The organism is Candidatus Paceibacterota bacterium, assembly GCA_035452965.1.
In the GTDB taxonomy this organism is placed as follows: Bacteria; Verrucomicrobiota; Verrucomicrobiia; order Limisphaerales; family UBA8199; genus UBA8199.
Genome location: DAOTCE010000007.1, coordinates 34294 through 60774 on the forward strand (window position 1 = coordinate 34294; position 26481 = coordinate 60774).

The following is a 26481-nucleotide window of genomic DNA, read 5'->3' on the forward strand; positions in this document are numbered from 1 at the left end:
AGCAGAGCCAAGTGAAGTTATCTGGTATAACGATAGCCATCCTCTTGGCCTCCGTTCATATATGTTTCTATATGACGTAGAATGTTAGAGTGCTCTATTGTAGCTGTGCCATACATTGAGAGCAGATTAAGCATTCGTTCCAAGTGCTTTGGGTCCTTACCCTTTCGGATACAATCCCCGTAGCTGTAGCCACTCTCACGAAGGGCTCGTCTCATATCGTTATACACATTTGTTACCATACAGCCGTAGCAGCATTGCTATTAAGCTTCACCTTGTCGGGAGCTTTGAGTTGCTGATAACTCTTAAATAGTTCCTCAGCACTCACATTAGCTTTCACCAATGAAGTAAAGTCATCTTTTGTCAAATGAAGTGCTTCTTCATTCTTGTTGAGATTGTTACGGACCATACCAGCAGAGCCGGGTCCGTTCTTTACCAGCAACGTAGCCGTCTCCATCTTGTCTGTCTGATAGTAAGCCTTACCATTCTCGAACATAAGGCAGTAGCCGTGTTTCGGGAACTTGTAGGCAGTTGTCTTGCTGAACTGGTCGGATGGATGCTGAACTGAAGCATCAAAGCCACGGGCCTTGAAGGCAGCAATGAACTCAGCTTCGGTGACTTGCTTCGGTGTCCTATTTTCAATAATAAAACGTTCCTTGGTAGCAACGGGCTTGGTGTCCCTTGTGACAGGCCACACCTTGACGGGTGCCTTGTCTGATTGCTTCTTCAATTCGGCAATCTGCTTCTCATTGGAGGCAATCTTTGCCAGCAATTCCTTATTGGTTGCTTCGGCACGTTCCAAATACTCTTCGTGCTTTTTCTTGTCATACTCGGACTGAACTTCTCTAGCATCTTCAATTGGTGAAGTAGCTTTGTTTTTCTTCCACACATTGTATTTGGTGGCTAGTTCTTTTCTGAATTGATTAATCGTCATATATCTTATCCTTTTCACGGCATCATTGTTGTTTAGATACGATTCAAGAGCCGTTGAAACTTAAACCATATCCCTGTGCTATACATAGGGTTGTCAAAGGGCTCGTCTCTGCCTTTTACACTCAGCAAGGAGGGACCTCAAAAGGGTCTGTATTTCCTGCTCACTCATAAATGTTCTCAAGTCCACACCGAAGCAACTTATCATCTTGTCTTTGATAAGTGTCTCGGGGCTTGTCCTAACGGGTAGTGGTTCGTCCTTTTTCATAGCAGCAATTCTTTCATAAGGTCTTCATTGAGCACATAACCTAGGATGTATTGGGCATTGTGTTTTTTGGCCTCAGCAACTCTGTGGCACCCGTCAAGGATTAAGCCTCTACCATTCCATACAGCAATGAGTATCGGCACGTCTGGTGTGAGTGATGGGCAAAGGCCATCTTCGTCTCTGATAACAAAGCAACTCATACTGATTGCTACTGGCTCAAGCTCCAATGCTCTCTGGTAGCAGTGTTCAAGGTTCCATCGTTCTGTGTCTGATATACCGGCAAGCCTATCTCTAAAGTGTCCAGCAGTCAGAGCATTGTCTTTGGTTGTCATTGTTCATCCTTTAGCACGTGCCCCCCACCTGGTGGTGGGGGAGCTGGCTTTAATCTGTATTGCTAATACTCAAAAAAGTGTTCGGCAAGTTTAGGTGCTGTGTCAAAGGTGGTATCTGGTATTTCATTGCCGACAATTCTTTCCTTCCATCCGTGCTTCGGTGGCCACTTCACACCAAGCTTTCTCAACGTGTCTCTTGTCCAAGCTCCTCTGGGTGTCATCAGGTCGTTTATCAGTTTATAGGTTATCTTCATAATCTGTGTGGTTATCTACTCTCTAAATACTCTATACGTCGGCAAACCCCCTCTATCCCCCATAGCAGATTAAATAAAAAGCTACGTTGAATAGAAGAGTTCCCAAAGTCATTTCGTTTACCCTTGCTGACTTACAATCACTTGGACTGCCTCTAACAAGTAAGGATAGTTTCTTTTATATCGTTCCTCGGACTATCACTGCTTCACATCCTATTCAGTCCCTCCGTAATCATCTGATATAGGGCTTCAGGCAATGACTAACTCACGATATTTTTAGAGGAGCATCAATGTTGTCATTCACAGGGTATAGAATTATTTCTGTGAACCCTTCTCTGCTTTACCCTCAAGGATATTTTGTATTCCGTTTTAACCCCAGCTACGGATGCTAATTACATGTAACTTATGTTAACTACAAACTACGGAGCCGTTATGACTTATTAAGCTTCTTCTCTCGTGACTTAATGAAAAGCCTAACTTCCTCAATGATAGAAATTGGCATCCAGTAGGAATGTATTTTGTATCCCTTGGCTGCCATCTTCTCACGATATAGTGTGTCTCGTTCTTGCTTTGTCATAATGTGTCTTTGTCTCCTTAACTGCCTATAACTATGCTGGACGTAAATGTTACGTCAATAATTCTCGAAATATCTTTGGGGTGTAAGCTAGGAGTTTCCTAGTCCATAAATGAAGAGCCCCTAACTTGGGGTTAAAGTAAGTCAGGGGCTACGTGGTTTACAAAATATGTGTTGAAGCTGATGTAAACTACTCTGCTAATACATATACAGAACTTGGCTCTTACACTAAACTATAATTTTCCTAGTGCAACCGATACGTATGATGTCCGAAAACGGACATCAGGTGACCGAGCAAAACCTTTCAGCAAATGAGCAATAATACGTATCAAAGGTGGGTTATGTTGCCAAAAGCTGTTGTCATATAGACGGGACTGCCCACGGAACCCACAAGACGGCCGGCAATGGGGTTAAGAGATTCCTTGAGGGGGGGGTGGTAGCCCTAAGCCCTTAGCAATAGAGCCTGGCTTGGTTCAGGCACGTTTTGATTGGCCTTCCCTCACTCCATATACCCCCAGGCAACTCCTAGCTGGCAGTCGTGTATATCGTGCTATCGTGAGCACATGAATGTAATAACAAACAAGGACGGAGCAGTAGCACTCCCAATCACCATCAGCTATACACCCAATCCACGGCACCTAATCTTTGTTGCTGGTCAGTGGTTTGATATAGACAGCAACGATACCATTCAGATTATTGAAACAAGTGAGGGCAAACGGCAAACGTTCGTGCCGGGTCACGGGTGGGTTATTGAGTGAAGGTGCCGTTAAGCCAACAGCATTGACGTGTAGAGGCATTTGCCTCCGTGATTGAATACCTCGAACCGATTGTCCACACTATCCACAACAATCTTGCCGATAACCCTTGGCAGAATGGTTCTGAGCTTCAATCGTAAGGAGTTGTCCGTCTGTAGCAATGACTGAACCTTTTTAGCCATGTCATCAAATGCCGATTCTTGTGGTGAGAACTGATAGGTGTGGGCATCAATCCACTTTCCCATTGATTTATCAGAGGCCAGCACAATCTTCCTCACGTCAAGGAAATCGGTGGGGGTTGTCTCTGTCTTGAGCAGGTCCATGTTCACGTGGTCCAGCATGGCCTTTACAGCATCCCTCTCCGTGTTCAGCCGTGAGAGTTTGGCCTTTAGCTCTGGCATGGGCATGGATTCTGACAAGTCAACCAGCCGTTTTATTTGGTCTGTAAGGGCATTGATTCTGGCTTGATGTTTGGTGACAAGGCTACGGAGCTTCTTTGTGTCGTCTGTCTCACCATTGCCGAGCAGTGTTCGGGGGTCAGCAAGCAAGCACTTCACAAAGAATTCCAGTTCAATCTGATTTAGTGGAACACAGAACTTGTGTTCACATGGTTGGCCTTGAGCAACGGAGCAGCACCTAATGTATCGGTAAACCTTCTTCCATTTCTTCTTGGTTCTGTAATCGGTTGACTGGCTAAGCACATTCATTCTCTTACCACACTTACAGAACACAATACCCTTGAAGATGTTCACAAGGTCAGCAGCCTTGCCTCGGTCGTGGGTGTTTTGTTCCAAGAGCACTTGGAGCCGATTAAACTCGTCTTGTTTGATGATGGGTTCAAAGAATGACTTGTTGCCCATGTATTCACCAAGCAGCACCCTATTGGTTAGAATGCTCTTGATGGAACGGGGGGACCACTTGCCTTGGGTCTTCATTGACTTCACACCTTTTCGGTTTAGCTCACCGGCAATGCTGTAAAGGGAATGGCCGTTCAAGTAGTCGGCAACAAGGTCTTTAATCAAGGGTGTCTTGTCGTTGTGTTCATAGCTCTTGGTGTCCTTGTTCCATGTGAAGTATTTCGGCACGTTGTTGTGTCTGATAACTTCACCCTTGAGGATTCGGGAACGTGTTTCTTGTTTGGCTTCACTCACCAGCCTTGACTTCCTAGCCGATTCAGCATGAGCACGGATACACTCACCCAAAATCATTTGAAGCAGACCGGTCTCCTTTTCCAGCAAATCTGAATCAATAACTCTTTGGTCATAGGAGAGGGTGAACACGATGCCGATACCGGCATTGATTAGCTCAAGGAAAAGGGAATATGACTTGATGGGTTTTAGACGGGAAATTCTATCAAAATTCTCACAGAGCAGGATTGAGCCGGCCTTGATTGTTCCATTGTCAACAAGGTCTTTGAATCGTTTGAGCTCACCACCATCGGCAAGGTTCTCACCCTTGAAGCCACTCTTGGCTGGGTCAAAGAATGTTTCGTCTGAATGAATGACTCCGTTTTTCCGGCACCACTTCTTACCGGCCTCTATCTGTCTCCGTTTGGAGTCACCCAAAGATTGTTTGGAACTGCTCCACCGGATGTAAGAATATGCTGTCCGTGTTCCGGCTTTCTTTTCAGAATTGCTTGTTTTCATACCCCCCAATGTCCGTTTAGTGAAAGAGGAAGTCAAGCATGCACATTTTTGCCATCAGCGGCCTCCACATCGCACTGATCGCGGGAATCCTGGTGGCTTTGCTGCGCGTGGTTCAGGTGCCGCGGATTTGGTGCGGATGGGGCATCATCCCATTGATCTGGTTCTACACCGCGGCAACCGGCTGGCAGCCTTCAGCCATCCGGTCGACGGTGATGATGACTATAATCATCGGCGGCTGGGCGTTGAAGCGGCCTAGCGATCTGGTGAATTCGCTAGCCGCCGCTGCTTTCGTCATTCTGTTGTGGGATCCCCAGCAAGTATTCGGAGCGAGTTTCCAATTATCGTTCTTCGTGGTGCTCAGCATTGCACTGCTCGTGCCGCCATTCGAGGCAGCGCGTGACCGCCTTCTCAAAACCGATCCACTCCTGCCGGCAGACCTCGAGCCGCCCTGGCGGCGATGCTCGAAGACTCCACTGCGATGGCTTACCACGTCACTGGCGGTATCTCTCGCTGCCTGGCTGGGGTCGCTGCCCCTGACGGCCTATTACTTTCATTTAGCCAGTCCCGTTACTCTCCCGGCCAACCTGTGCATCGTGCCGTTGAGCACCCTGGCGCTGGCGGCCAATCTCGGCAGCCTGATATGCGGGTTCTGGCTGCCCTGGGTGGCGGAGTTGTTCAACCACAGCGGCTGGTTGTGGATGCGGTGGATGGTCAACGCTAGCAATTGGGCCACACTGTTCCCCGGAACTTACTGGTATGTGCAGGGGCCGTCAGTGCTGGGAATTAGTGCCTATTACCTTGCTTTGATAGGAGCACTGTTGAGCAGACTTCTGCCGGCAAAGCAACGCGGCTGGATACTGGCAGGCGCGGCAGGCTTGCTTGGATTCTACTTCTGGCATCGCGAGGCGGCACGGCCACCCGTCAGCCTGACGGTGATCCCCGTCAACGGCGGAATGGCCACCTATTTCCATGCTCAGGCGAAGCGCGACTCGTGGCTGATGGATTGTGGCGTGACCAATTCCGTCGAGTTCATCACCAAGCCCTTTTTGCGGGCCCGCGGAATCAACCGGCTGCCGAACTTGATTCTGACGCACGGCGACCTGCGTCACATCGGCGGGGCTGGACTCGTCGCGGAGATGTTCCGCGCGCATCACATCCTGGTCAGCCCCGTGCGCTTCCGCTCGCCCACCTACCGGCAACTCACGCAAGAGTTCGCGCAAGTCCCGGAGTGGGTGCAACGGGTCAGCTCCGATGATCGGATTGGTTCGTGGACAGTGCTTCACCCGGCACCTGACGACCGTTTTAGCCAGGCCGACGACAGCACGCTGGTCTTGTCCAACAGCATCCATGGCTCACGGGTGTTGTTGCTTTCCGACCTTGGCCGCGCGGGCCAGAACGCATTGGTAGAAAGAAGCCCCGACCTGCGCGCGGATATTGTCGTCACCGGGCTGCCTACCCAGGGGGAGCCTCTCGGTGAAACACTGCTGGATGCTATACAACCAAGCCTGATTGTCGTTGCCGATTCAGAGTTCCCAGCCTCGGAGAGAGCCGGAGCAAAACTGAAAGAGCGATTGGCGCAGAGGAATACACCGGTGATCTACACGCGTTCGGCCGGGGCGGCTACCATCGAGTTTCACAAGTCAGGATGGAAAGCACGCGCCATGAATGGCGTCCAGTTCACAGCCGGGAGCCCGGCGCCCAAACCAGACGCCACCCCGGCCAGGACAGAGAGCGAGGTCGCAGAGGCCGATTCTCTGCGCTGATCCCAAACTACCGCCGCATCCTGCGAAGCAATGCCTTAAGCTCTGCCACGACAGCAGCGTGCTGCGGATCTTGCGCCAAGTTGGCAAACTCGTTGGGGTCACTGTCGTGGTCGTAGAGCTCTGAGCCCAACTTGCCATCCTGCCACTCGGTGTAACGCCAGCGTTCGGTGCGCACACTGCGCCCGACTGGCCGACGCTTGTCGGTGAGACGCACCACCTGTGTGAAGGCGGGGCGGGCCCATTGAGCTTCGGGATTTACCAACAGAGGCCGTAGTGACTTGCCCTCCAGGTCTGGTGGCGGAGGCAGCCCGCAAATGTCAACCAGTGTGGGATAGAGGTCCAACAGCTCAACAGTGCGCGCGCAGGGTTTTCCCCTGGCAACTCCTCGCCCCGCTATCACCAGTGGCACGCGGGCCGCCCCTTCAAAGAGCATGGTCTTCATCCATTGCCCGTGCAGACCCAGCAGATAGCCGTGATCGCCCCAGAAGACGACGATCGTCGTATCCGCCAGCTTCAAGCGATCCAGCGCAGACAGCACTTTGCCGAGTTGTTCGTCCATGAAACTGACACAGGCGTAATAGCCACGAATCACCTCCCGCTGCTGTTGCTCGGTAGCCCCCCAGTTTGGCGGCGTGATGAATTGCGCGACCGGGGGGATGTCCTTCAAATCACCTGGGGGACCGCATGGGGCCGGGATGCTCTCCAGCGGGTAGGACTCGAAGAATTTCCTTGGCGCCAGATGCGGCGAGTGCGGGCGGTAGAAGCCAACGCCAAGAAAGAAGGGACGGTCGCGGTGTTGTTCAAGCAGCTTGATCGCCTCGGTGGCGACCCTCCCGTCGGTTTGTTCTTCGGAAGTGCCGTCGGCCATCTCATAACAGAGGCAACTGCCCAGGCTCCGGTGGGGGGTGAAGTTGACCAGCGCATCCTCCTGATCTTTGTCCCGACCCCGGGGGTTTACAACGTGGTCCCAGGAAGCCGGGTCGTCCATGCCGTCAGCGCCTATCTCCATCGGGACCCCGGCATGGTACATTTTGCCGACACGGGCCGTGAAATAGCCATGCTGCCGGAAAAGCTGGGGTAAGGCAACCGCGTCTGGCAAGACCTGCCGGAAATGCGGGCCGTTGTTAATAACACGCGTCGTGTCAGGACGGCGACCGGTCATCACGCTGGAGCGCGAGGGATTACACAAGGGGTATTGGCAATAAGCGCGGTCGAACCGCACACCACGAGCCGCCAGACGATCGAGGTTGGGAGTCTTGACGAGCGGGTGGCCGTAGCAGCCTAGATCAGCATTAAGATCGTCCGCCGCGATGAACAGGACGTTGAGTTTCGGCTCCGGCGAGACTGCCCGGACGGAGGCGCCAAGCGCCAACAGCGGCAGGATCAGCAGGAGAGTATTCCGCTTCATTGCAACACCCGTCAGGATCGCATTGGGGCACCGGGGAAAGCAAGCACCGCGGTGGCTGGCCGAGCGGCAATACGGCTCCTGAAGTAACAGCCAGGCTCATTGGGTTGGACCACAAGCGCTGACGATCCCTGTCTGTCCAACAGACATGTTCCAGGCTGGGAAAGCCGCTTGCGCTTGCCCACGCCTCGGCTTAGGGTCTTGGCAGAACGACCTGCGGCTGAGTTGTGGAGCCGGGTGCCCGCGAATTCAGCCGCGGCAGCAAACAACAACCGCACAGCTATGAACAAGAACCAAAACATCCCAATCCCATTTGTATTAATCATCCTATTCCTCGCGACTTGGTGCGCCACGAACGCGCTGGGTGTCGGCCCCACCCTCAGCGAGATACCAACTCTAGTGATTACGAACGTGCCGGACACGTCCAACGAGGGCCGCGCGATTACGCCGGACGGGCAGTATGTGGTGGGAAATTCGGCAGGCAGCAGTCTCGGTGGAGGATCCCAAGACGGCGTGAGGGGCTTTCTTTATCCGGTCGGCAGCGGGAGTGCCATCAACGTAATCAGCGCCGACAACGCCCAGTCCACTACGGCCGTCGGCGTGGGCTATCGAACCGATGTCAATCAGACTCCCGCCCAGCAGCAGCTAATCATTGCCGGAAACACCACCAGCGGCGTTGCCGAGTGGATGACCGCCGACGGAGGCGTGACTTTCGCCAACAAGCGGCGCAATGCCAATTGGACCTACGGCCAGACCATCAGCGCGGTGAACCAGCTCGGCTCCGACGGCACCTCGGATACCTACTACGTCACTAGCCGAAGCAGCGCTCAGTCAAGTCTGCTTGTTATAGGCAAGGGCACGAACAAGTGGAATCTCATCGTGGGCGTGGAGACGAACACGGCGCTGATGGATTATGACGAGAAGGGGATCTCCGGCGACAGGGGTGCCATGAACGGCATCGGCGCCAGCGGCCGAGCAGTGGGTTGGCGGGGAAGCAACACCACACAAGCGAACAGGCGGAATTACAGACTCGATTATCCCGGCTTGATTGCAGCCTTCTTCAACGGGCTGGATGGTACCGATTCCGGGGAAGCGTGGTCGGTTTCGGCCGATGGAAACACAGTATTTGGCCGCTCGAAGACCGCCAGCGATCCTAATAACTACTATGGTTACAAGACTACATTCTCCAACACGCCCCCCTCCAACAACGGAACAACTCAGGGGAGCGTGAACGCACTGCCTGAGTTTAGCGACACGGGAGGGTCCGTCTCGCGCGGTATCCCCTACGGCTGCACGCCCGACGGACGATATGCGGTGGGCATGAACTACCGTGGCAGTGAGAAAGCCGTCGTGTGGAACACCACCGATCCGGATCCGACGAAGTGGACGGTACTGGACCTGACCGACCTTGCGGTCAATAACGGGTTTGCGGGGAGTTTTACGCGCATGAGTCGCGCGTATAGCGCTGGCATTAGCGCGGCCGGAGACTTGGTGATTACAGGGGTGGGCGCGGCTGGTGCCACGCGCGGTTACGTGATGACGGTACCAGAGTGGATTGCGCAGCTTGGTCTGCCGGAAAACCAGTCAGTCAACGCCGGGGCCAATGTTACGATTGGCCTGAAGACCAACGGCACGGACTCCCTGAGCTTCCAGTGGTTCAAAAATGGAAGCGAGCTGCCCGGGGCAACGTCCACCTCGCTTGCCTATAACAACGTAACCTGCGCCAGCGGGGACGCTGGAACCTACTCGGTATTTGTGACCAATAACGCGATCCCGGAGGTGATTAAGGGGCAGATGGTGCTAACGGTGCTTGATCCGGCCATCACCCAGCAGCCGTTGAACCAGACCAATCGCGGGTGGACGACCGCGAGCTTCACTGTAACGGCTACGGGAGCACCCACCCTGAGCTACCAATGGAAGCGCGGCGGGATTGACCTCTCGGACGGCCCCACGGGCTGGGGTTCGACCATCGCCGGGGCGAGCACCAGTGCCCTGTCTATCGCCAACCTGCAAGCCGCCGACGAGGGCAGCTACTCGGTGGTGGTTACCACGAGCGCGGGAGGCTGCACGGCCACGAGCCTCTCCCGGTACCTGGCGGTACTGCCGGCTCAGCCTAGATTCACGAGCATTGTCGCTAACCCCGGCGGGAGCTACACCTTGACCTTCCTCGGCTGGATAAACGAGACCTGGTACCTCTATTACAGCACGAGCATCACGGCGCCACTGCAGACACCTGATTGGACCTACACGGGCCAGTGGGGCGTGTTCGACGGCGTTACCCCGGTCGTCTATCAGGACGTGACACCTGGCGACGTGCAGCGGTTCTATCTGCTCGCAAATCCGGAGTTGCCTGCGGCGGAATAGATGGCGTGCGGAAGTGGTTCGGGCCGGGAAAGCCCTGTGGCTTCCCGGCCCTTTTGTTTGGTTCATCGCGGATCTTCGGGAAGCGCCAACGTTGGTTCCCACCCTCACAACCCGGAGGGCCGAGGCAATGGGAAAACAGGGTAATCGTTCGCCCCCAGTAAGGACTCAGTCTTGGGCGGGGCTGCCTCCCCGAGGCGGCCAAACGGCGGCGCTTTCGGCGAAAACGCCTTACCAGACTGAGAGATTACGTCCCCAGCCAGAAAAGGATCGGCCCTCCCAAATCCAAATCTCCCCACTGTCCACATTTTGGACAGGGATGCTGTTTCCCTGCCTCCTATACTCGCCGCTGACATCGGCACCCTTGGCTTGGGAATACGGTGACGGTGCGAGGATGCTACGGTGTGGTTCCCATGGGGCCCGACCCCCATGGGAACCACACCGTAGCCTGACCGCATTGGCAAGCCATTATCCAGCCAACCGCAAGCCAACGACAGCATGCGACACGACCGTCATAGCGCCGGCGCCCTTCCGGCGGGAGTGCCGAGGGTTAGCAGGGCAGTCCGAGACTTCGGTTTATCGCCGCCATTCCCTTCAAATCCGAGAAGAACCTCTTGCATGTGAGCGTAGGGCCGAGACATCCGCCATCCCAGCGCTTTGCGGAGGGCGGGACCCTCCCGACTGTGACCGGGGACTTCTTCCGCGGCAACAGGGCGGCGACTGCGGGGTTTCGGCGTCTCCTCCCGCCCGAGTATCCCCCAAAATGCCTTGGCGCAGGTGGAACCCCGCCGAGTCGTCCGCTTGCTCACGAGGGCGGCTGTTGCGTCGAAACAGCCCTGCTTGAGGATGCTGGTTAAATCAAGATGCGCTCCCCTGGCCTGGAGACGGCTGGGGCGGCGAGGCCGCAGAGGCCGGGCGCAGCCAGGAGATCAGCAGGCTCGCGATCCAGCCGACGAAGAGGGTTACCAAGCAACCGACAACGCCGTACCAAAGGAACGATGTCTTGGTGGCAAAGGCAACCGGGATAACGGCCGCCACACCCGCCGCCCAGCCAATGATGGCGCCCCACGAGGTGGCTTTCCGGATGAGCATGCCCAGGAAGAACAGCCCGAGCAACGGGCCGCCCACCAAACCGATCGCCTTGTTGCTGGCCTCGATGAGAGCGCCGAGTTTGCTGACGCCAAAGGCCAACAGGATCACCAGGGCCCCGTAAGCGACGGTGAAACGCCGGGCCAGGCGGAGTTGCTGCTCTTCGGACAGTTGCTTGCGCGACAGCCGCTGGCGGAAATCCACGGTCGTGGCCGTGGTCAGGGCGTTGAGGCCGGAGGAGGTCGCGGACATGGTGCCGGCGTAAATGGCGGCGATCAGCAGGCCGGGCAACCCCGCCGGGAGCTGAGTGATCACGAAGTAAGGCAGGATCTGGTCGGTCTGAGTGATGCGGCCGGCCGTCAGCGGGTCGCCGTGAATCTGGTAGAACGCGAAGAGCACCAGGCCGGTTAGGTAGAACACGATGAACACGGGGATCAGGAGCCAGAACTTGAGCCAAAGGGCACGCTGCGCCTCCTTGAGGCTGGTGGCGGTAAGGTAACGCTGGACGGAAACCTGGTCGGTGGCCAGTTGGACGAGATTGATCACCGCGCCGCCCAGGAGCAGTCCCCACAGGGTGACGCGCACGGAGGGATCGAAACTGAGGCTCAGGTCGAGCTTGCCCGCCGCCCGCCCGATCTCATACACGCTCGAGAGGCCGTCCGGGATGCGGGCGATGGCGACGCAAAGTATGACGATCTGGCCCCCGAAGAGGACGACGAACTGCACGACATCGGTCCAAATGACGGCCTTCATACCGCCGAGGGTGGTGTAGAGAGTGGTGAGGGTGCCGGTGCAAATAATGCTGAACCAAAGCGGCAAACCAGTGACCTGCTCCAGGGCGAGTGCCGGCGCGTAGGTCACCAGGGCCAGCCACAGCAGCACCCGAAGAATGAACAGGGCGGAGGCAAGCAGGCGCACCTGGACTGAGAACCGCTCCTCCAGGTAGTGGTAGGCCGTGTAGAAGCGTGATTGGTAGAAATAGGGGATGAAAAGCTTAGTGGTGATCGGGGTGGCGATGATGAAACTGAGGCCAAACAGGACGAAGGTGACGCGGTGAGCGTAAACTTCGCTGGGGCAACCCAAATAGCTGATCCCGGAGAACAGGGCGGCCAACACGGAAACCCCGACGAGGACTGACCCCATGCTGCGCGAGGCCAGGAAGTAATCCTTGATGGTGCGCTGTTCCCGGACGAATAGCAGGCCCACGGAGACCGCTCCGACCAGGTAAACGATAAAGATGCTGTAATCGAGCCAGCTAAAGCGTGTCACGCTTCAAATGCCTTGAGTTTCGCCTTGAAGTAATCCCCCAACCCGAGCACATCAGCGCCAAGGGTGAACACCCGATAGCCTTCGGCTTCGAGAACGGCACGGGGCGCCAGCATACCGGGGGCAACCGCGAACTTCCCGTGCTTGCTCGCCGCCGCCCCCACCCGCTGGCGGGCGGCAACCACCTCGGGCGCATCCAACTGCCCGGGCTTCCCGAGCAAGTGGCTGAAATCCCCCGGACCAAACAGCAGCATTTCATAACCGGGAACCGCGGCGATAGCCTCGACATTCTCCAAAGCCTCCGGCGACTCGATCTGGAAGATCAGCACCCGCTCTGCGTTGCTGTGCGCCATGTATTCAGTCACGGGAATCTGGCAGTAGCGCCCGTCAGCGTTGCCCCCGTCCACAGCGCGCCGACCCAGCGGGTGGAAGCGGGTCATCTCGACAATATGCCTGGCCTCCTCCGCCGTCTTGACGTGCGGCACCATGATCGCGGTCGCGTCCGCCTCGAAAGGTTTGACATAGTCGCTGTAACTGCCCTTCTCGATCCGCACAATGGTATCCACGTCGTAGAGCTTGGCGGCCCGGATCTGGTTCTCCAGGTTGAACCAATCGTTGGAAACATGCTCGTTGCAGAGCCACACCGCGGACGCGCCGGCCAGGCCGCAAAGCTCAATAATCCGCGGATCACCCAAATTGAGCTTGAAGCAGGTCGGGCTCTTCCCGGCTCGCAGCTCCCGCAGGATTCGACTTGAACGCAGATTCATGGCGCAAGCTTAAGCCAACCCCGGTTGGTGCAAAGCCTTTTCTCTAAGGCTTCGCTTGTCCATTGGGCAGACATGGAAGGAATCGTTTGCAGCCCCGGCGGATTCCTGCCAGGCTGACTGCCTGCTGCAGGCTCAAAAGAGCCCCTGTAGCTGGTTATGACCATTCACGAAATGTTTGATTTGAGCCGCAAGGTGGCCGTGATCATCGGCGGCGCGCGCGATTTTGGATTCTACATGGGCGACGTGCTGGCCGAGGCGGGTTGCGATCTCGTGCTGACTTCGCGCAGCCTCAGTGTCGTGCAACAGACCGCTGACAAACTTCGCGCCAAGCACAGACGGGAAATCCTCCCGCTGGCGCTGGACGTGACCCGGCAGCCGCAGATCGTCGAACTGGCCCGCCAGGCCGCCGCCTGGAAAGGCCACATTGACATCCTGATCAACAACGCGGGCGGCACTCCCACCGGCAAGGGCAAGGCTCGCTTGTTCGAGCGCGCGCCTGAAGACGCCGCCGAGTTGATCGCCATCAACCTGCTCGGGTCCCTCTACTGCTGCCAGGAATTCGGCCGCGTCATGGCCAAACAAGGCCGTGGCAAGATCATCAACATTGCCTCCGTCGCCGGTGTGGTGGGACGCGACCGGCGGATGTACCAGCGCAATGACATGCAGGGGCAGCCCATTGACTACGCCGCCGCGAAGGCCGGCGTCATCGGCATGACCCGCGACCTGGCGGGGTATCTCTCGCCGCTGGGCGTGCACGTGAACTGCATCTCCCCGGGCGGCTTCGACCGCGGCAAGCTGCCCGCGGGATTCGTGAAGGACTACGGCAACCGCACGCCGCTCGGACGCATGGGCCGGGATGAAACCGACCTCCGCGGCGCCGTTCTCTTTCTCGCTTCGCCTGCCTCAGATTATGTCACCGGACACAATCTGGTGGTGGACGGCGGGTTCAGCATCTGGCAGTGATCAGCAGCCGAATGGTGGCTCCAACTCGGCATAGACTTCTCTCGTCTCAACAAATGTCCCACCCCGCTCGCGGCTGCGCAGCCCGGCAATAACTACCGCCATCAGCTCGATGGTCTCGCTCAGCGGGTAGGGCCGTTCGCCCGAGCGCAGCATCTCGACAAACGCGCAGAGCTGATTGCGGAACGCCGTGTAGGTGTCCCAGCAGCTTACCGCCAGGTTGCCCTTGGTGCCGAACACATGCAGCGTACCGTAGCTGCCGAGGGCGTCGTAGATGACTGCGAGGTTCACCTGCACCCCGCTCCGGTGGGTGAGGTAGGCGATGTCCGATCCGGGACGACTCTCGGTCCGGGCCCCGAGAAACCCGGGGCCCAGCACCGGCCAGATGCCTTCGAGGGCGTGAATTGCATACCGCTCCCAGGTCTTGCTAGTGCAGGTCGTGATCCAGCGCAGCTCGCCCAACTGCGCCTTCTGCCGCAGGACCTGCTTGATCTCCGGCGCGTAGCGCATGTTGCTGCTGGAGAGGAAGACCTTGCCCGCCTGGTGCCAGCGGATGAACTGGTTGAGGTCGGGCACATTGATCGCCAGCGGCTTGTCCACGAACATCGGCAACCCGGCTTCGACAAACGGCCGCGCACGGCGCACATGCTCGTGCCCGTCGTCCGTGCCGAGGATTACCGCGTCCACCTGGCCAATGACGTCTTCGGGACGCGCCACAACATTCTCGATGCGGCTGGCTGCGGCCACCTTGGGCGCGTCCGCCGGGTCGTCCGTCCAGACATGAGTCACCCGCGCGCCTGGAATGCGCATCGTGTTCAGGGACACTTCGGACAGGTATTGCGGTATGACCGGGAAAGGGCACTTGGCCATCTCCTCCGGGTTGTAGCCGTTGACGATGGCCGACCAGGAATACGGATGCCCGTTTCCCTCGATCATGCCAAGCATCGCCAGCCGGATTTCAGCCTTCTCAATTCTCATCGAGCACCTCCGATTCACCTCATAACAACTCGCTTAATCCACTTGGCTCAGCCGGCTTGTTTAACTGCCTGCCCCCCCAATTTCGACCGGCTTCCCCGTCCGCCAGGACTCCAGCGCCCCGAGGCTGCACTTCAACGTCGTCACCGCTTCGTCCAACGTAGCCAGGTCGGTCTCCACGCCGGCCATACCGTCGAGAAACGCATTCGCCTGCGCGACGAACAAATCATCCCGCTCTTTCACCGGCGCCGGCTGATACTCCCAACCGGTCGCGCCATGGGGATAGGCGCCCCAGCGCTGCTCGTGCAGTTCCGCCTTGAGGCTCCCGCGTTCGCAATGGAACCAGAATGTCGCTTCGTTCGGCGCCTGGAACTGGTTCAGCGAGTATGTGGTCAGAACGTCGCCGTTGCGGGCGGCCACGCTCACGGTGTCTTCCACTGTTACCCCTTCGAGCGCCTGGTGGCCCGCCTCGCAGAACACCCGCGTGCTGGGCCCCGCGAGCCATTCCACCGAATTGATCAGGTGCGGCAGCATGTCCTGAATAACTCCGCCGCCCGTCTCGTGCCGCGTGTAGTAAATCTGCCGGTAGGCTGGCCGGTATGTCGGGAAGTGCTGTCCCACCACCGCCGCCACATGGAGCAAGCGGCCGAAGGTGCCCTTGCGCAACACTTCACGGATGGCCTTGAGCCCGGGCTGGAAATGATAAACGAAGGCCACTCGCAAGAACTGCTTGCGCCGGGCAATCTCCCCCCGCAATTCCTCCACCTCCTCAAACCCGGTGCTCAAGGGCTTCTCAATCAGAAGCGCCGCGCCTTGCCGATAACATTGGAGGCCGATCCTGATATGGGTATTCGCCGGCGTGCAGACGACCACGCCATCAAACTGCTCCGCCTTCAGCGCCGTCGCCACGTCCGGGAACCCGGCGACCTGGTATTGCTGGGTGATCTTCTGCAGCACCGCCGCATTGGTTTCGCAGACAAACATCTGGGCACGCCCCGTCCGCTGAAAACAGCGCAAGTGCCGCTCTCCAATACTCCCGCAACCGATGACAAGAATCCGAGGTTTCATCGGCCCATTACAACTCCTGCCGTCGCAGCAAGCAAGCATCGAAAACTCTGTACACGCATCCTTGAGGGGCTGTCGCGCGGTTTAGCCGGCCAGATCAAACCGGTAGAACCTGGCTCGCTCCTGACAAAATCAAATCCAAAACCGGTCACCAGCCTGGCTTTCTGCTGGCCGATACGGCCCGCACGAGCCAGCCTCCGGGCGGGCGTCACGGCATAACCACGCGATCAGCGCGCTGTTCCCCAAATCCACGCAGGCCCAACTCCACCAACACCGTCGAGGATCCAAGCTGATGCCGATTCACGTATTGACCGCCAACCAAGCCAGTCCATACTCGCCATGATGAAGCCAACCGCGCCCCGATCCTCTGTCGGCACAATCGGCGACATGATCGCTGTGCGAACTCCCTTGCCGAGGTCAAGGGTTCAGCCGGTGAACCGCTATCTGGCCACGGCCGCGGCCATTGCCCTGCTGCTGTCGCTGGTAACATCGCTTGTCGCCAGCGAAGGCCCGGCACTTGTCCCAACGCCCCGCGAAGTGAAGTGGTCGGCTGAGCCTCCGGCCAAGTTAGTGCCCGGGACGGTGGCGATTGTGATGGGCAGCCAGGCCGCCGCGCCGGAGCACCAGGCCGCGCGGCTGCTGCAAGAGGCTGTCGCCAAGCGCTACGGCCAAACCTGGCCGATCCGCCGCGAGGGCGAAGAGCAGCCAACCGAAAAGACGCTCGTGCTGCTCGGCCAGCGAGCGACCTGCGCGCGGCTCGATGAGCTGTGCCGAAAACAACGAATCGAGCTGAGTGAAACCTCGCCGGGTTTCGACGGTTACGTTATAGCCCAGGTCCCCGAAGGTGACCGCCTGGTAGTGGTCGTCGGCGGCTGCAACGCCCGCGGAGTTGAGTATGGGCAGGATACGTTGTTTCAGATGTTGCGCACCTCGGGCAAGGAATTGGAACTGGTGCGCGGCGTCGTGCGCGACGCGCCAGTGGTTCCCTGGCGGGGCCGGCCCCAAACTCAAGTCCGTCATTACTTGCGCCCCGGCGAACTGGATCTGTATGTGCTGTCGCGTGTCAACTTCATAGACCTGCGCAGCGGCATTTACGCCTTCGAGGGGGGCGAGAGGCTGGACAAGGCGGAGATCGCGGAAGCCATCAAGCAGGCGCATCTGCGGGGGATCATCGTGTACGCGACGGTGAACTGCGGCGTGCCGCGGGCGGCGTATGACAAGGTGCTGGGGACTTATCGCGAGCTGCTGGAGCTGGGGGCGGACGGGTTGTGGCTGTCGTTCGACGACAAAGGGCCGGGCGATGATCCGGTAGCGTTGGCGAACCGGGTGCTGGAGCTGGGGCGGGAGCGGAAGATCGGCGGGCACTTGATCGCCATCACACCGCCGAAAGGTTCCTATCAGCGGATCGTGACGGAGTTCAACCGGAAGATGATGGCGGTGCCCGGCATGGAGCAGGCGATCTGGTTCTGGACCGGGGTGCCGTCGCCAGAGGCGGTGGCGGAAGCGCGCTCGATCGGGCTCAAGGTAAAACCGGGCTGGTGGCACAACTGGCCGCGGCTGTTCACCCCTCAGTCCTACACCGGGGTGCCACCCCTGTCGCTGGGCTGGAGCGCGCCGGATTACGACGTGCTCGCCGAAGGCGCCGAATGCCTGGAGGCCGTCATGCCCTGGGGTGGCAACGCCTTCGGCCAGCACTACATCGTGCCCGTGATTGACTGGTGGGGATGGAACCCTCGCGGCCACGATTGGAACGCGCTACGCAGCAGGATTTTCTCGATTGTCTTTGGCGCAGACCAGGTCGCCGCCGCGTTGAAGTTCGACGACCGGCTGCAACAACTCTTTGGGCTATTCCGCTACGCGTATAAGCACAGCGACGACCTGCCCTCCTGCCCACCGCGACTCCGCGCCGCCGCCGATCGCCCGCGCGCTGAGGCTTGGATGGCTGAACTGGCGTCGCTGCTCGATGACCTCACCCGGAAGGCGCCCGGCCAAACGCTGCTCGCCGAGGCAGCGGTAAAGTCCGACTACCTCGACCGAATGCGACGGGAACTGGAAACGCACCGAACAGCAGCGAGTCTGACTTACCCCGATGATTGGTGGCCGGACCAACAACGCAAGATTCTTGACGCGCTCTATGCGGGCGACACCGCCAGCGTGGATCAACTTGCATCCAGCTACCGGGAGCGGGTGCTGCGGGAAGTGGAGCAGGCGGGTAATGCCATGCCCTCGTATCCGCACATCAAGGACTACGTGAAGTGGTGGCAGAAGCGCGCGTCGCTCGATGCAAAAGGCTGGCAGGCCCTGGTGGACTCGCGCCAGGAAGCGCTGGCGAAGCGGCTCAAGGATTATTTCTGGTTTACGGTGAACCCCGGTCCAATGCTGGATGGAATGGCGTCCCCGCCGCTCGGATGGGGCATCGGTCGCTGGCAGGTCAGCAATCGGTTGTTGGCGACCGCCCTGCCCTCCCCCCATGAGTGGTTCTGGGGTGACTGGATGGCCGGCCTGTATGATCGTGGCAGCACCCGGGCCGCGGCGTTCGCTGCCGACCGGAAGATGCCAGGCGACGTTGGCGAGTATGCGGAGCTCCAAGCGATCTTGCCCATCTCGGGTCGGCGTGACCGCCTCGGGCTATTGCTCTTTGCCAGCGCCGCTAATAAGGACCTCTTCTCCAACACCCTAACCAAGTATCGCTGGGCAGGCTACCGATTCTTGGAGCTAAAGTGGCAGAACAAGCTGCTCTGGGAAGCCGACCTCGGCTGCCTGCCGGAACGCGGCGAATGGTTCCTGGTCCGCCTCCCGCGACTCCCCGACGATCTCAAGGACCTGACGCTGCGCCTGCGCGCCGAAGACCGCAAAGTCTCGCAGAACAACTACACCCTCTGCTTCGTCGGGCCAATCCGTCTCCTGGAACTGCCAGACTGACCCGCGACGCGCCAGCGCACTCAGGCGCCAGCCAGGTTGTCCGGTGCATCCCAGTTCAGGATGAACTCGATGATGAGGGCACCGGTGCAGGCCAGTTGCGGCTCGCCAAGACCCTTGCCTGACTTCGAATCGTAGTACTCGTAGAGTGCGTCGGCATTCATGGCGCACCAGTTGAGCAGGTTCTGTCGAAGCGCCTCGGCGGTCTTCTTATAACCGTAGAACTTCAGGCCCTTGGCAGCAAAGTAGGTTGTCTCCGGCCAACTGGGGCCGCGCCAATATCCGCCGCTTTCGTAGCGCGGATGGTTGTAGGCCACCGTTGGCATGCCAGGGAATAGCCTCGCAGGGTCTGTCGCCAGCTTAGCCATTGCGCGTGCTTTGGCGCGCTGCGCCACTCCCGCAAAGAGCGGCAAAAACGAGGCTGGCGACAGTGCCTCGGAGAACTGGCCCGTGTCACGCCGGCGGTCGAGGTAGGCGCCGGCTCTCGGATTGAAGAGGCGGTCGTTGATCTTCGCCGCCAGAGCCTCGCGCCGGGCGCGCCACCGCTGCGCTTCGTCCGGCAACCCGAGCCACCGCGCCATGCGTTCCATCGCCCGGTAGAACAGCACCATGTACCCGTTGAGGTCCACCGTCCAGAGTTCCACGCCGTCGTCCCACCGAACGGAGTTGTCCCAGCCCGATTCGAAACGGATCGCCTGGTTGTCCTCTTTCGCATTGTGGGTAAGGTCGGCATAGTAGTGGAAGAGACCTTCCGCCTCGCCCCCGCGATCGCGCCACCAGTGTTGCTCGAATCTGGTGAATTGCCGATAGGCGCTCGCCAGGAAAGTGTTGTGGGGGGCGCGCTGGTGCATAAGCGCGCACACCCAGGGCATCACTGGCGGCTGACCGTAACGATCACGGACGAGTCCACTGGCGCGAATGTTGTTTATGAGCGCACCGGAAGGCAGCTGGCGGTCGAGGATAATCCGAAGTTGCTCGCGCGCCAACTCGCCGTCCCAACGCGAGACAGCCAGCGCATGAAAACTCCCGTCCCAATTCCAGACCCCGCGATACTTGCCAGGCGCGGGGCAGATGCCACGCCGCGGCGCCCAGGGCAGCGGTTTACCGAGTTCGCCCTCGGTGAGGATATTCCGATACAACACCTCCTTGGCGCGGCGCAGCAGCTCGAAATCCCGCCTCGAAACCTTCCGGCGCTGCCGCTCAAGCCATCGGTCAGCCGCGGCTTGGCTGGAATCCCAGGATGAGATAACCGGCGCGTTCGTGCCGGCGCGGAGCCGGCAAGCGGCCCACGCGATCGAACCGAGCATCGCGGTCTTCAGGAACTGCCGGCGCGTAGGGCCGGCTTGGGAAAGGGTGGCTGGGGTGCGGTTCACGCGGACTCTCAGGCTGGAGGCTACCATCAGCGTTGGAGAAAGCTGGAAGACCTCCCGTTGCGCTCCTTGAGACGCTTAAGGATCAGCAGCGCAAGCATGACGCCCCTCGGCTCGTGCAGGGTGAGCGAGCCGGTATAGATGCCCTCCGGCCGCCTCAACGCGGCAGCGTAGATCGTCTCGAACCATTCAATCGCGTCGGGCGAAAGTGTGTGCTCGATGGCCAGAAGCGTAAACAACAGGTAATCGTAAATGGCGGCGTCAGGCTCTGGCTTCCCGGCGCGCTGCTTCAGACTTTCCGGGCCATCGAATTCCTGCGGTCCGCCATTGCCCGCGCTACTCCAATGCGCGCGCAACGTCTGAAAGCCCAGTGCCAGGCCGTCATAAAACATCTCCCGGTTGTCGAGCCTGAGGGCCTCGAACATGACGTTGAAAGCGGCCTGAATCGTGTGCCAGCCCAGGATCTGGTGAGCCCAGTCATAGTCTTTAGTCCATTGGCTCAGGTAGTCCCGGGAATAGGGTTGGTACAGATGGTCCAGGCATTCCCAGGCGAATCCTTCATCCCGCTGCCAGTGCCGGGTCAGGATGCTCCGCACACAAAAGCGCGCGATGCGTTCCAGTCTTTCATCCGGCGTGTGCGACAGGAATTGGGTCAGGGGAAAGAGCAAGTGCACCCAGGTGCCGAGGCGCTTGATCCCCGGCTCATAGACCGGCCCGTGCCCGGCGCCAAGGTATTCCGGCGCGAGCACGGTCCGGGTGGCGGCCAAAGTAGTTTCCAAAGCGAGCTTCCTGGCCTCATCGTCGCCTGTCGCCTTGTAGTATTCCTGGAGGCCGAGCACCATGTACACGTCGGCGTAGATATCCAGAAATCCTTCTTTCGGCTTCCAGTCCCGGCTGTAGAGCGTTCCCCAGTGACCACCCGCAACGCGGCCTTGCCGGACCAACGCCTCCTTGCCCTGCCGCGCCGCCGCAAGGTGTTCTGGGTCCTTCCCGAAGTTGTTATGCAGAAATGAGAAAAGCCAGAGCAGCCGGCCCTGAGAATACAAATCCTTGTCGGTGGTCTGGCAAGCCTTGGTCTTCTTGTCCGGGCGCAGATATCCGCCATGCTCGCGATCTATGCCGTGGGCTTGCCAGAAGGCAATAGTATCGACTGCAAGTTGCTCTTCATACCAACGTTCGATCTCCCCGAGCCGCCACTTCCCGATGCGGGCAACGGAGCCATCAAGATTCATTCGGCATGGCAAGGCTGAGCGGGCCGGCGATTCTCGAACTTCTCCGCGATTCGAAGCCCCGGCCCCGCTGCGCTGCTCCGCCGCCCCAGCGGGTCTCTCCTCCAGCATCGGCAGCGAGAACGCCATGCCCCCGGTGGCGACGGACGAGAGGAACGATCTACGCCTGATCTTCTCTCCCTCGCTCATATGACCGGGCCAGCCATGCTGAATCATGCAAAAAGCCTAAATACCTCCGCGGTCGGCGAACTGAAATGCGTATAGATCCAGGTCGCGGATCACAAAGTGCAGGCGCACGGGCTTCCCCGCCAGTTCCTTCAAGGAACTCTCGCCCTTCCATTTCACGACCCGGCTGATTTCGTTGGCCGTATGCACCAAGTCGCAGTCCTGCAGTGTGTGGTTCGGAATCGCCTGCCCTTGCTCATCGAGCAGCTCGACCCGAAGTTCGCCACAGGCCGAGGTGTTGACGTTCAGCAGCAGTTGCTCACCCGTGAACCGCAGCAGCGGGGTGGTAAACTCGCCCCCCGCGAACGCCGCCCGCACGGACACAAACCCGTCCCGGCGCAAGACGACCCGGCTGATGGCCGCCGGTCCGGTGGGCGCAACGTCGGCTGCCGTCAACAGCCGGTTGTTCTCATCATTCCTGTCCCACCCGTGCGTCGCGCTGGTGCCGAGGTAATACATGTATAACTCGCGATCGTTGGCAGCGGGCACGACGCCATAGACCATGTAAACGCGCTTTGAATCAAACTCGCCCTTCATTCCCAGGCCCACGAACGGGCGGTGGTCGTACCGCTCCCACTTGAGGCCGTCCCGGCTGCTGGCGAAGCAGGTGTCCAGCACACCCGCATTGATCGGCGCCTGCTTGCGAAACTCGGCAATTTGCCCCCCGTAGTGGTAATACTCGGTCGGAAACATCAAGTAGGCATCCTCCGCCCAGGGATACTTGAGCGCCCCGTTCGTGTACAGGTCCAGCAGCGCGATGCGCTCTTTCCTGGGGGACTCCGAGCGCACGACGTGCTCGGGATCCGCCTGCATGACCACTGGGCAGTCATCCACCTTGGCAAAGAAACTCAGCTCCGGAGATTCCGCGCGGGCAATGGTCCGGCCTTGCGACCCAAACTCGCGCATGTTCTTGCGAAAGTAAGCCACGTACTTCCGGATGCGCTCATCCCAGAAAATCACGTTCTGCGAATCCAGATGATGCGGCTTGACGGTGTTGTTAAACGTAATCACGTTTGTGAAGGCGCGCTTCCAGTGCACGCCGTCCGCGGAGGAGAAAATCTGGAGCTGGCTGTCGAACTCCGGAGGATTGGCCACTAGCTTGAACCGTTCGCCGCCGCCCGCCTTTGGGTCCACGAATACCATCAATCCATGGGTCCCGCCTTCGACGCCTCCAACGCCCCGACCCAGCACGAGGTTGGGAGGCAGGTTCGAGCCGTTTGCGGCGCCGCGCCCTGTCAGGTTCAGGTTCGGCCTTACCCAGTGAATGCCGTCGCTTGAACGCGCGTATAAGATGCTCGCCCCCGCCGTGTACCAGAGATGGTAGACTCCCGCATCATGCAGCACCGAGTGGTATCCTCCCAGCGCCAAATCCGGCTCCGAGATAATGGCGCGATCGCCGGTCTTGCAAGGCGAGTGGACGACAAACTGTATCCCTTTGGCTTGCTGGACGAATTTCTCATCCATCAGCAGTTGCCGACGGCTGCCGACGGAGAACGGCTCCCCGGCCGCCAGGGTGGAGAGTCCGCAGAGAATCAAGGCTAGCTGGGTGGCGTGCCTGCACATTCGAGCTGGTTGTTGCATAACAATAAGGTGTCTGCAGGTGTCGGTTGATGCAAAAGCATGATTTCGCACTTCGTCGCTGTCAACCCGATTGAGGTTTGACGCCACCGAGATAACCTGTTCATCTGCTAGACAAGCTGAAGCCGCTTGCGCCATTGGGTGGCTCGGGCAAGGCTAACTCAGGCATGAAGACTGAACGCACTTCCCGGCTGCCGGTGTTCTACACGCATGCGATCGGCTCCCTGCCGCGGCCGCAGGCCGTTCGCGACTTGCTGGCGCGGCGGGCCGAGCTGCCGCCCGAGCGGTTTGCCGCGGCCATGGACGATATGGTGCGGTTTGCCATCCGGCTCCAGGAGCAGGCTGGCATTGACGTGATCAGCGACGGTGAATGGCGCCGGGTGCAATACGTGGACGAATTCCTGGATCGCATTGGCGGCTTCGAGGCCATTGACCGCTACGAACACCAGGGCGAGGTGAAATACCGGCGCGTCATTGTGCGGCGCCTGGAATTGCGCGAGCCGGTGTTCGCCCGGGATGCCGCCTTTCTGCGCGCCAACACGGACCGCTGCACCAAGTTTGCCTTGCCCAGCCCGTTCCTGATCGCCATCCGCTATTGGAAGGTCGAACACAGCGCCCGCGCCTACCCGACCTGCGAGCACTTCATGGAGCACCTGGCCGAGGCGCTGGCGCGCGAGGCCCAGGCGCTCGCCGCGGCGGGCATTGACGTCGTGCAGCTTGATGATCCCGCGCTCACCTACTTCTGCGACCGCAAACTCATGGCCGGCGAGGATAGCCACGACGAGCGTTTACGCCGGGGTTGGGACATCGAGCGGCAATTCCCCCTGGCCGTCACCGCGATCAACCAAATTGTGGAGGGACTGCATGCAGAGGTCCACCTGCATTGCTGCCACAGCGTGTATAAACGCCGCAGCGATGTCACCGGCGATTACAAGCCCATCCTGCCCCGGTTGAAAGACGCGAGGCTCGACCGCGTGAACCTGGAGTTTGCCTACCAACATACCGGGGACATCAGCGACCTGAAATATCTGCCCGCGCACATGGGCGTCGGCATGGGCGTGGTGGACGTGCGGACAGAATCGCCGCAGTCGGTCGAGGCCATCGAGAGTCTCGCGGCGGCCGGAGCGCAGGCGATTGGAGCGGAACGCATCGCCCTTAACCCCGATTGCGGCTTTGCACCAAACTCCGCCGAGCCGCCGACTATTGACGAAGCCTACGAGAAGTTGAAACGCCTGGCGGAAGCTGCCACACGACTTCGACGCCGCTTTGCCAAGTAGCTTGCTATGAAGCTGAAGACCCTCTCCTTCCACTCTGCCGCGGCTTTAGCCTTCGCTCTCGGCGCTGGTTCAGCTTCTTCCCAATGGTCCTTCGTCGCGCCGGGCCTCGACTACCGGGAGTATAGTCTCCCCGGACCTGTGCGCGTCTTTGTGGCCCGGGCCGACCGCAGCAAAGACACCTGGACCGTTGACTCTATGAAAGGCCAAGGCACGATGAAAGGCGGCCACGAGACCGTTCCCAACATGGCGGCGCGCTACGACGACTCCGTAACCTTTGACGGCCACCGTTACGCGGTCAAGGTTGCGATCAACGGAGACTACTACAACCCCAGAACCGGCGTGCCGTTTGAGGGCCAAATCATGGCTGGCTGGTTTGCCAAACGCTTTGGGGAATATAGCGGCATTAGCGGCTTCGTCTGGACAAGCGACCGCCGGGCGTTCCTGGGCGGCAATGTGCGGAATGGCCCGCCGCTGCAGCGCGTTGTCTTTGCCGATGGCGCGACGATGCGAGTCGACCAACTCAACGCGCCGCGCCCCGATAACTCGCTCGCCCTCTACACGTGGCATTTCGCGGCAAACACCGGCACCAGTCCCGGCGGCGCAGAGGTCCTTATCCGCATGCACGCCCCCCTGGGACTTGGATCGGGAACGCAAGGCCAGATTGTCAAGGTCGGCGAAAGCGCTGGCGCCACTCCCCTGCCCTTCAACCACGTCGTCCTCTCCGCTCACGGCAAAGCCGCCGCCGAACTCCTGCGCCACGCGCGCGCGGGCCAATCACTTTCCTTCCAGCTCGGCCTCAAGGACCATGGCAGCGAGGCCAGCGGCTTGGCCCCTCAGAACTGGCGCAATGCCTACGCCAGCATCGGCGGCCCAAAACGGATCCTCGTCAACGGCAAAGTACCGCGCGACTGGGAGGCCAAAGCGAAGAAATATGCCGAACAAGGCAGAAGACACGGTTCTGTCGTCAAGGATCCGCGCACGGCCATCGCCTTCAACGAGCGCCACCTTTTCTTCCTCGTCATTGATGGGCGTTCCAGGCAAAGCCTCGGCATGACTTTTACCGAGACGGGCTTCTTCTGCCGAGACGAACTCAAAGTCACCGATGCCATCCTGCAGGACGGCGGTGGCTCCTCGACGCTGTGGGTGGACGGCCAGGTCAAAAACACTCCATCTGGCAAGGGCAAGGACGAGAAGTACGGCATACTCCGCGCGGTGTCCAACGGCTACTTCATCGCCGAGGTCTTGCCGCCGAAGATGTCCACCCGGTTCCAGGCCGGCCAGAACGTGCGCATCGCAGGCAAACTCCGCCTGGGGCCAGGTACCACGTTCGGCACGCTGGACAATTCCGCCGATGCCGCCACGGGCACCATCTTGCCGGAGTCCTTGAATGGTGTCTTCGCCAAAGGCAATCATTGGTGGCTCTGCCGTGTCGGAGCGACTGACGGCTGGGCCTCACTCAACCAAATCACCGCTGCTCCTTAA

Annotated in this window: 17 protein-coding genes; 6 read left to right on the forward strand and 11 right to left on the reverse strand. The window is 59.2% G+C overall.

Features of this window, described 5'->3' with window-relative positions; all coding sequences use genetic code 11:
* Positions 1-232: 232 nt before the first annotated feature.
* The 3 genes from P5205_08345 to P5205_08355 form a co-directional block, all read right to left on the reverse strand.
* Entirely contained in the window at positions 233-931 is a 699-nt protein-coding gene (locus tag P5205_08345) for a hypothetical protein (protein HSA10367.1), read from the reverse strand.
* A gap of 655 nt (positions 932-1586) precedes the next feature.
* A complete protein-coding gene (locus P5205_08350) occupies positions 1587-1778 on the reverse strand; it encodes a hypothetical protein (protein HSA10368.1) in 192 nt (63 codons plus the stop codon).
* A 1337-nt stretch (positions 1779-3115) separates the two neighbouring features.
* Positions 3116-4750: a recombinase family protein gene (locus P5205_08355; GenBank protein ID HSA10369.1), complete on the reverse strand. Its 1635-nt coding sequence runs from the start codon at positions 4748-4750 to the stop codon at positions 3116-3118.
* Between the two features lie 38 nt (positions 4751-4788).
* Here P5205_08355 and P5205_08360 point away from each other — a divergent pair, with 38 nt between their 5' ends.
* Positions 4789-6513: a ComEC/Rec2 family competence protein gene (locus P5205_08360; protein ID HSA10370.1), complete on the forward strand. Its 1725-nt coding sequence runs from the start codon at positions 4789-4791 to the stop codon at positions 6511-6513.
* A gap of 7 nt (positions 6514-6520) precedes the next feature.
* On the opposite strand, the gene P5205_08365 is transcribed toward P5205_08360, so the two are convergent.
* Positions 6521-7921, reverse strand: coding sequence for a sulfatase (locus P5205_08365; GenBank protein ID HSA10371.1), 1401 nt, complete (start codon positions 7919-7921; stop codon positions 6521-6523).
* A 279-nt stretch (positions 7922-8200) separates the two neighbouring features.
* On the opposite strand from P5205_08365, the gene P5205_08370 reads away from it, so the two are divergent.
* Complete coding sequence (locus P5205_08370) at positions 8201-10282, forward strand: immunoglobulin domain-containing protein (GenBank protein ID HSA10372.1); 2082 nt, start codon at positions 8201-8203, stop codon at positions 10280-10282.
* An 855-nt stretch (positions 10283-11137) separates the two neighbouring features.
* Here the strand turns inward: P5205_08370 and P5205_08375 are convergent.
* Both P5205_08375 and P5205_08380 read right to left on the reverse strand, forming a co-directional pair.
* Positions 11138-12637, reverse strand: coding sequence for a sodium/solute symporter (locus P5205_08375; protein ID HSA10373.1), 1500 nt, complete (start codon positions 12635-12637; stop codon positions 11138-11140).
* Positions 12634-13401 (reverse strand): aldolase/citrate lyase family protein, encoded by a 768-nt coding sequence (locus P5205_08380; protein HSA10374.1) that lies wholly within the window; start codon positions 13399-13401, stop codon positions 12634-12636. Before P5205_08380 ends, P5205_08375 begins: the two co-directional genes overlap by 4 nt.
* Positions 13402-13557: 156 nt before the next feature.
* On the opposite strand from P5205_08380, the gene P5205_08385 reads away from it, so the two are divergent.
* On the forward strand, positions 13558-14364 hold the full coding sequence (locus P5205_08385; protein ID HSA10375.1) for an SDR family oxidoreductase: 807 nt from the start codon (positions 13558-13560) through the stop codon (positions 14362-14364).
* Here the strand turns inward: P5205_08385 and P5205_08390 are convergent, their stop codons facing one another.
* Both P5205_08390 and P5205_08395 read right to left on the reverse strand, forming a co-directional pair.
* On the reverse strand, positions 14365-15339 hold the full coding sequence (locus P5205_08390) for a Gfo/Idh/MocA family oxidoreductase (GenBank protein HSA10376.1): 975 nt from the start codon (positions 15337-15339) through the stop codon (positions 14365-14367).
* Positions 15340-15399: 60 nt separating this feature from the next.
* Complete coding sequence (locus P5205_08395; GenBank protein HSA10377.1) at positions 15400-16404, reverse strand: Gfo/Idh/MocA family oxidoreductase; 1005 nt, start codon at positions 16402-16404, stop codon at positions 15400-15402.
* Between the two features lie 336 nt (positions 16405-16740).
* On the opposite strand from P5205_08395, the gene P5205_08400 reads away from it, so the two are divergent.
* A complete protein-coding gene (locus tag P5205_08400; GenBank protein ID HSA10378.1) occupies positions 16741-19323 on the forward strand; it encodes a glycoside hydrolase family 20 zincin-like fold domain-containing protein in 2583 nt (860 codons plus the stop codon).
* A gap of 20 nt (positions 19324-19343) precedes the next feature.
* Here P5205_08400 and P5205_08405 read toward each other — a convergent pair whose 3' ends face one another.
* The 3 genes from P5205_08405 to P5205_08415 are packed head-to-tail and all read right to left on the reverse strand — an operon-like array spanning position 19344 to position 23725.
* A complete protein-coding gene (locus P5205_08405; GenBank protein HSA10379.1) occupies positions 19344-20693 on the reverse strand; it encodes a trehalase family glycosidase in 1350 nt (449 codons plus the stop codon).
* Positions 20694-20719: 26 nt separating this feature from the next.
* Positions 20720-22135, reverse strand: a complete 1416-nt coding sequence (locus tag P5205_08410; GenBank protein ID HSA10380.1) for an AGE family epimerase/isomerase — start codon at positions 22133-22135, stop codon at positions 20720-20722.
* Between the two features lie 9 nt (positions 22136-22144).
* Positions 22145-23725 carry a hypothetical protein gene (locus tag P5205_08415; GenBank protein HSA10381.1) on the reverse strand — a complete coding sequence of 527 codons (1581 nt, stop codon included), beginning with the start codon at positions 23723-23725 and terminating at the stop codon, positions 22145-22147.
* Positions 23726-23889: 164 nt separating this feature from the next.
* On the opposite strand from P5205_08415, the gene P5205_08420 reads away from it, so the two are divergent.
* A complete protein-coding gene (locus P5205_08420) occupies positions 23890-24999 on the forward strand; it encodes a hypothetical protein (protein ID HSA10382.1) in 1110 nt (369 codons plus the stop codon).
* Between the two features lie 6 nt (positions 25000-25005).
* On the forward strand, positions 25006-26481 hold the full coding sequence (locus tag P5205_08425; GenBank protein ID HSA10383.1) for a phosphodiester glycosidase family protein: 1476 nt from the start codon (positions 25006-25008) through the stop codon (positions 26479-26481).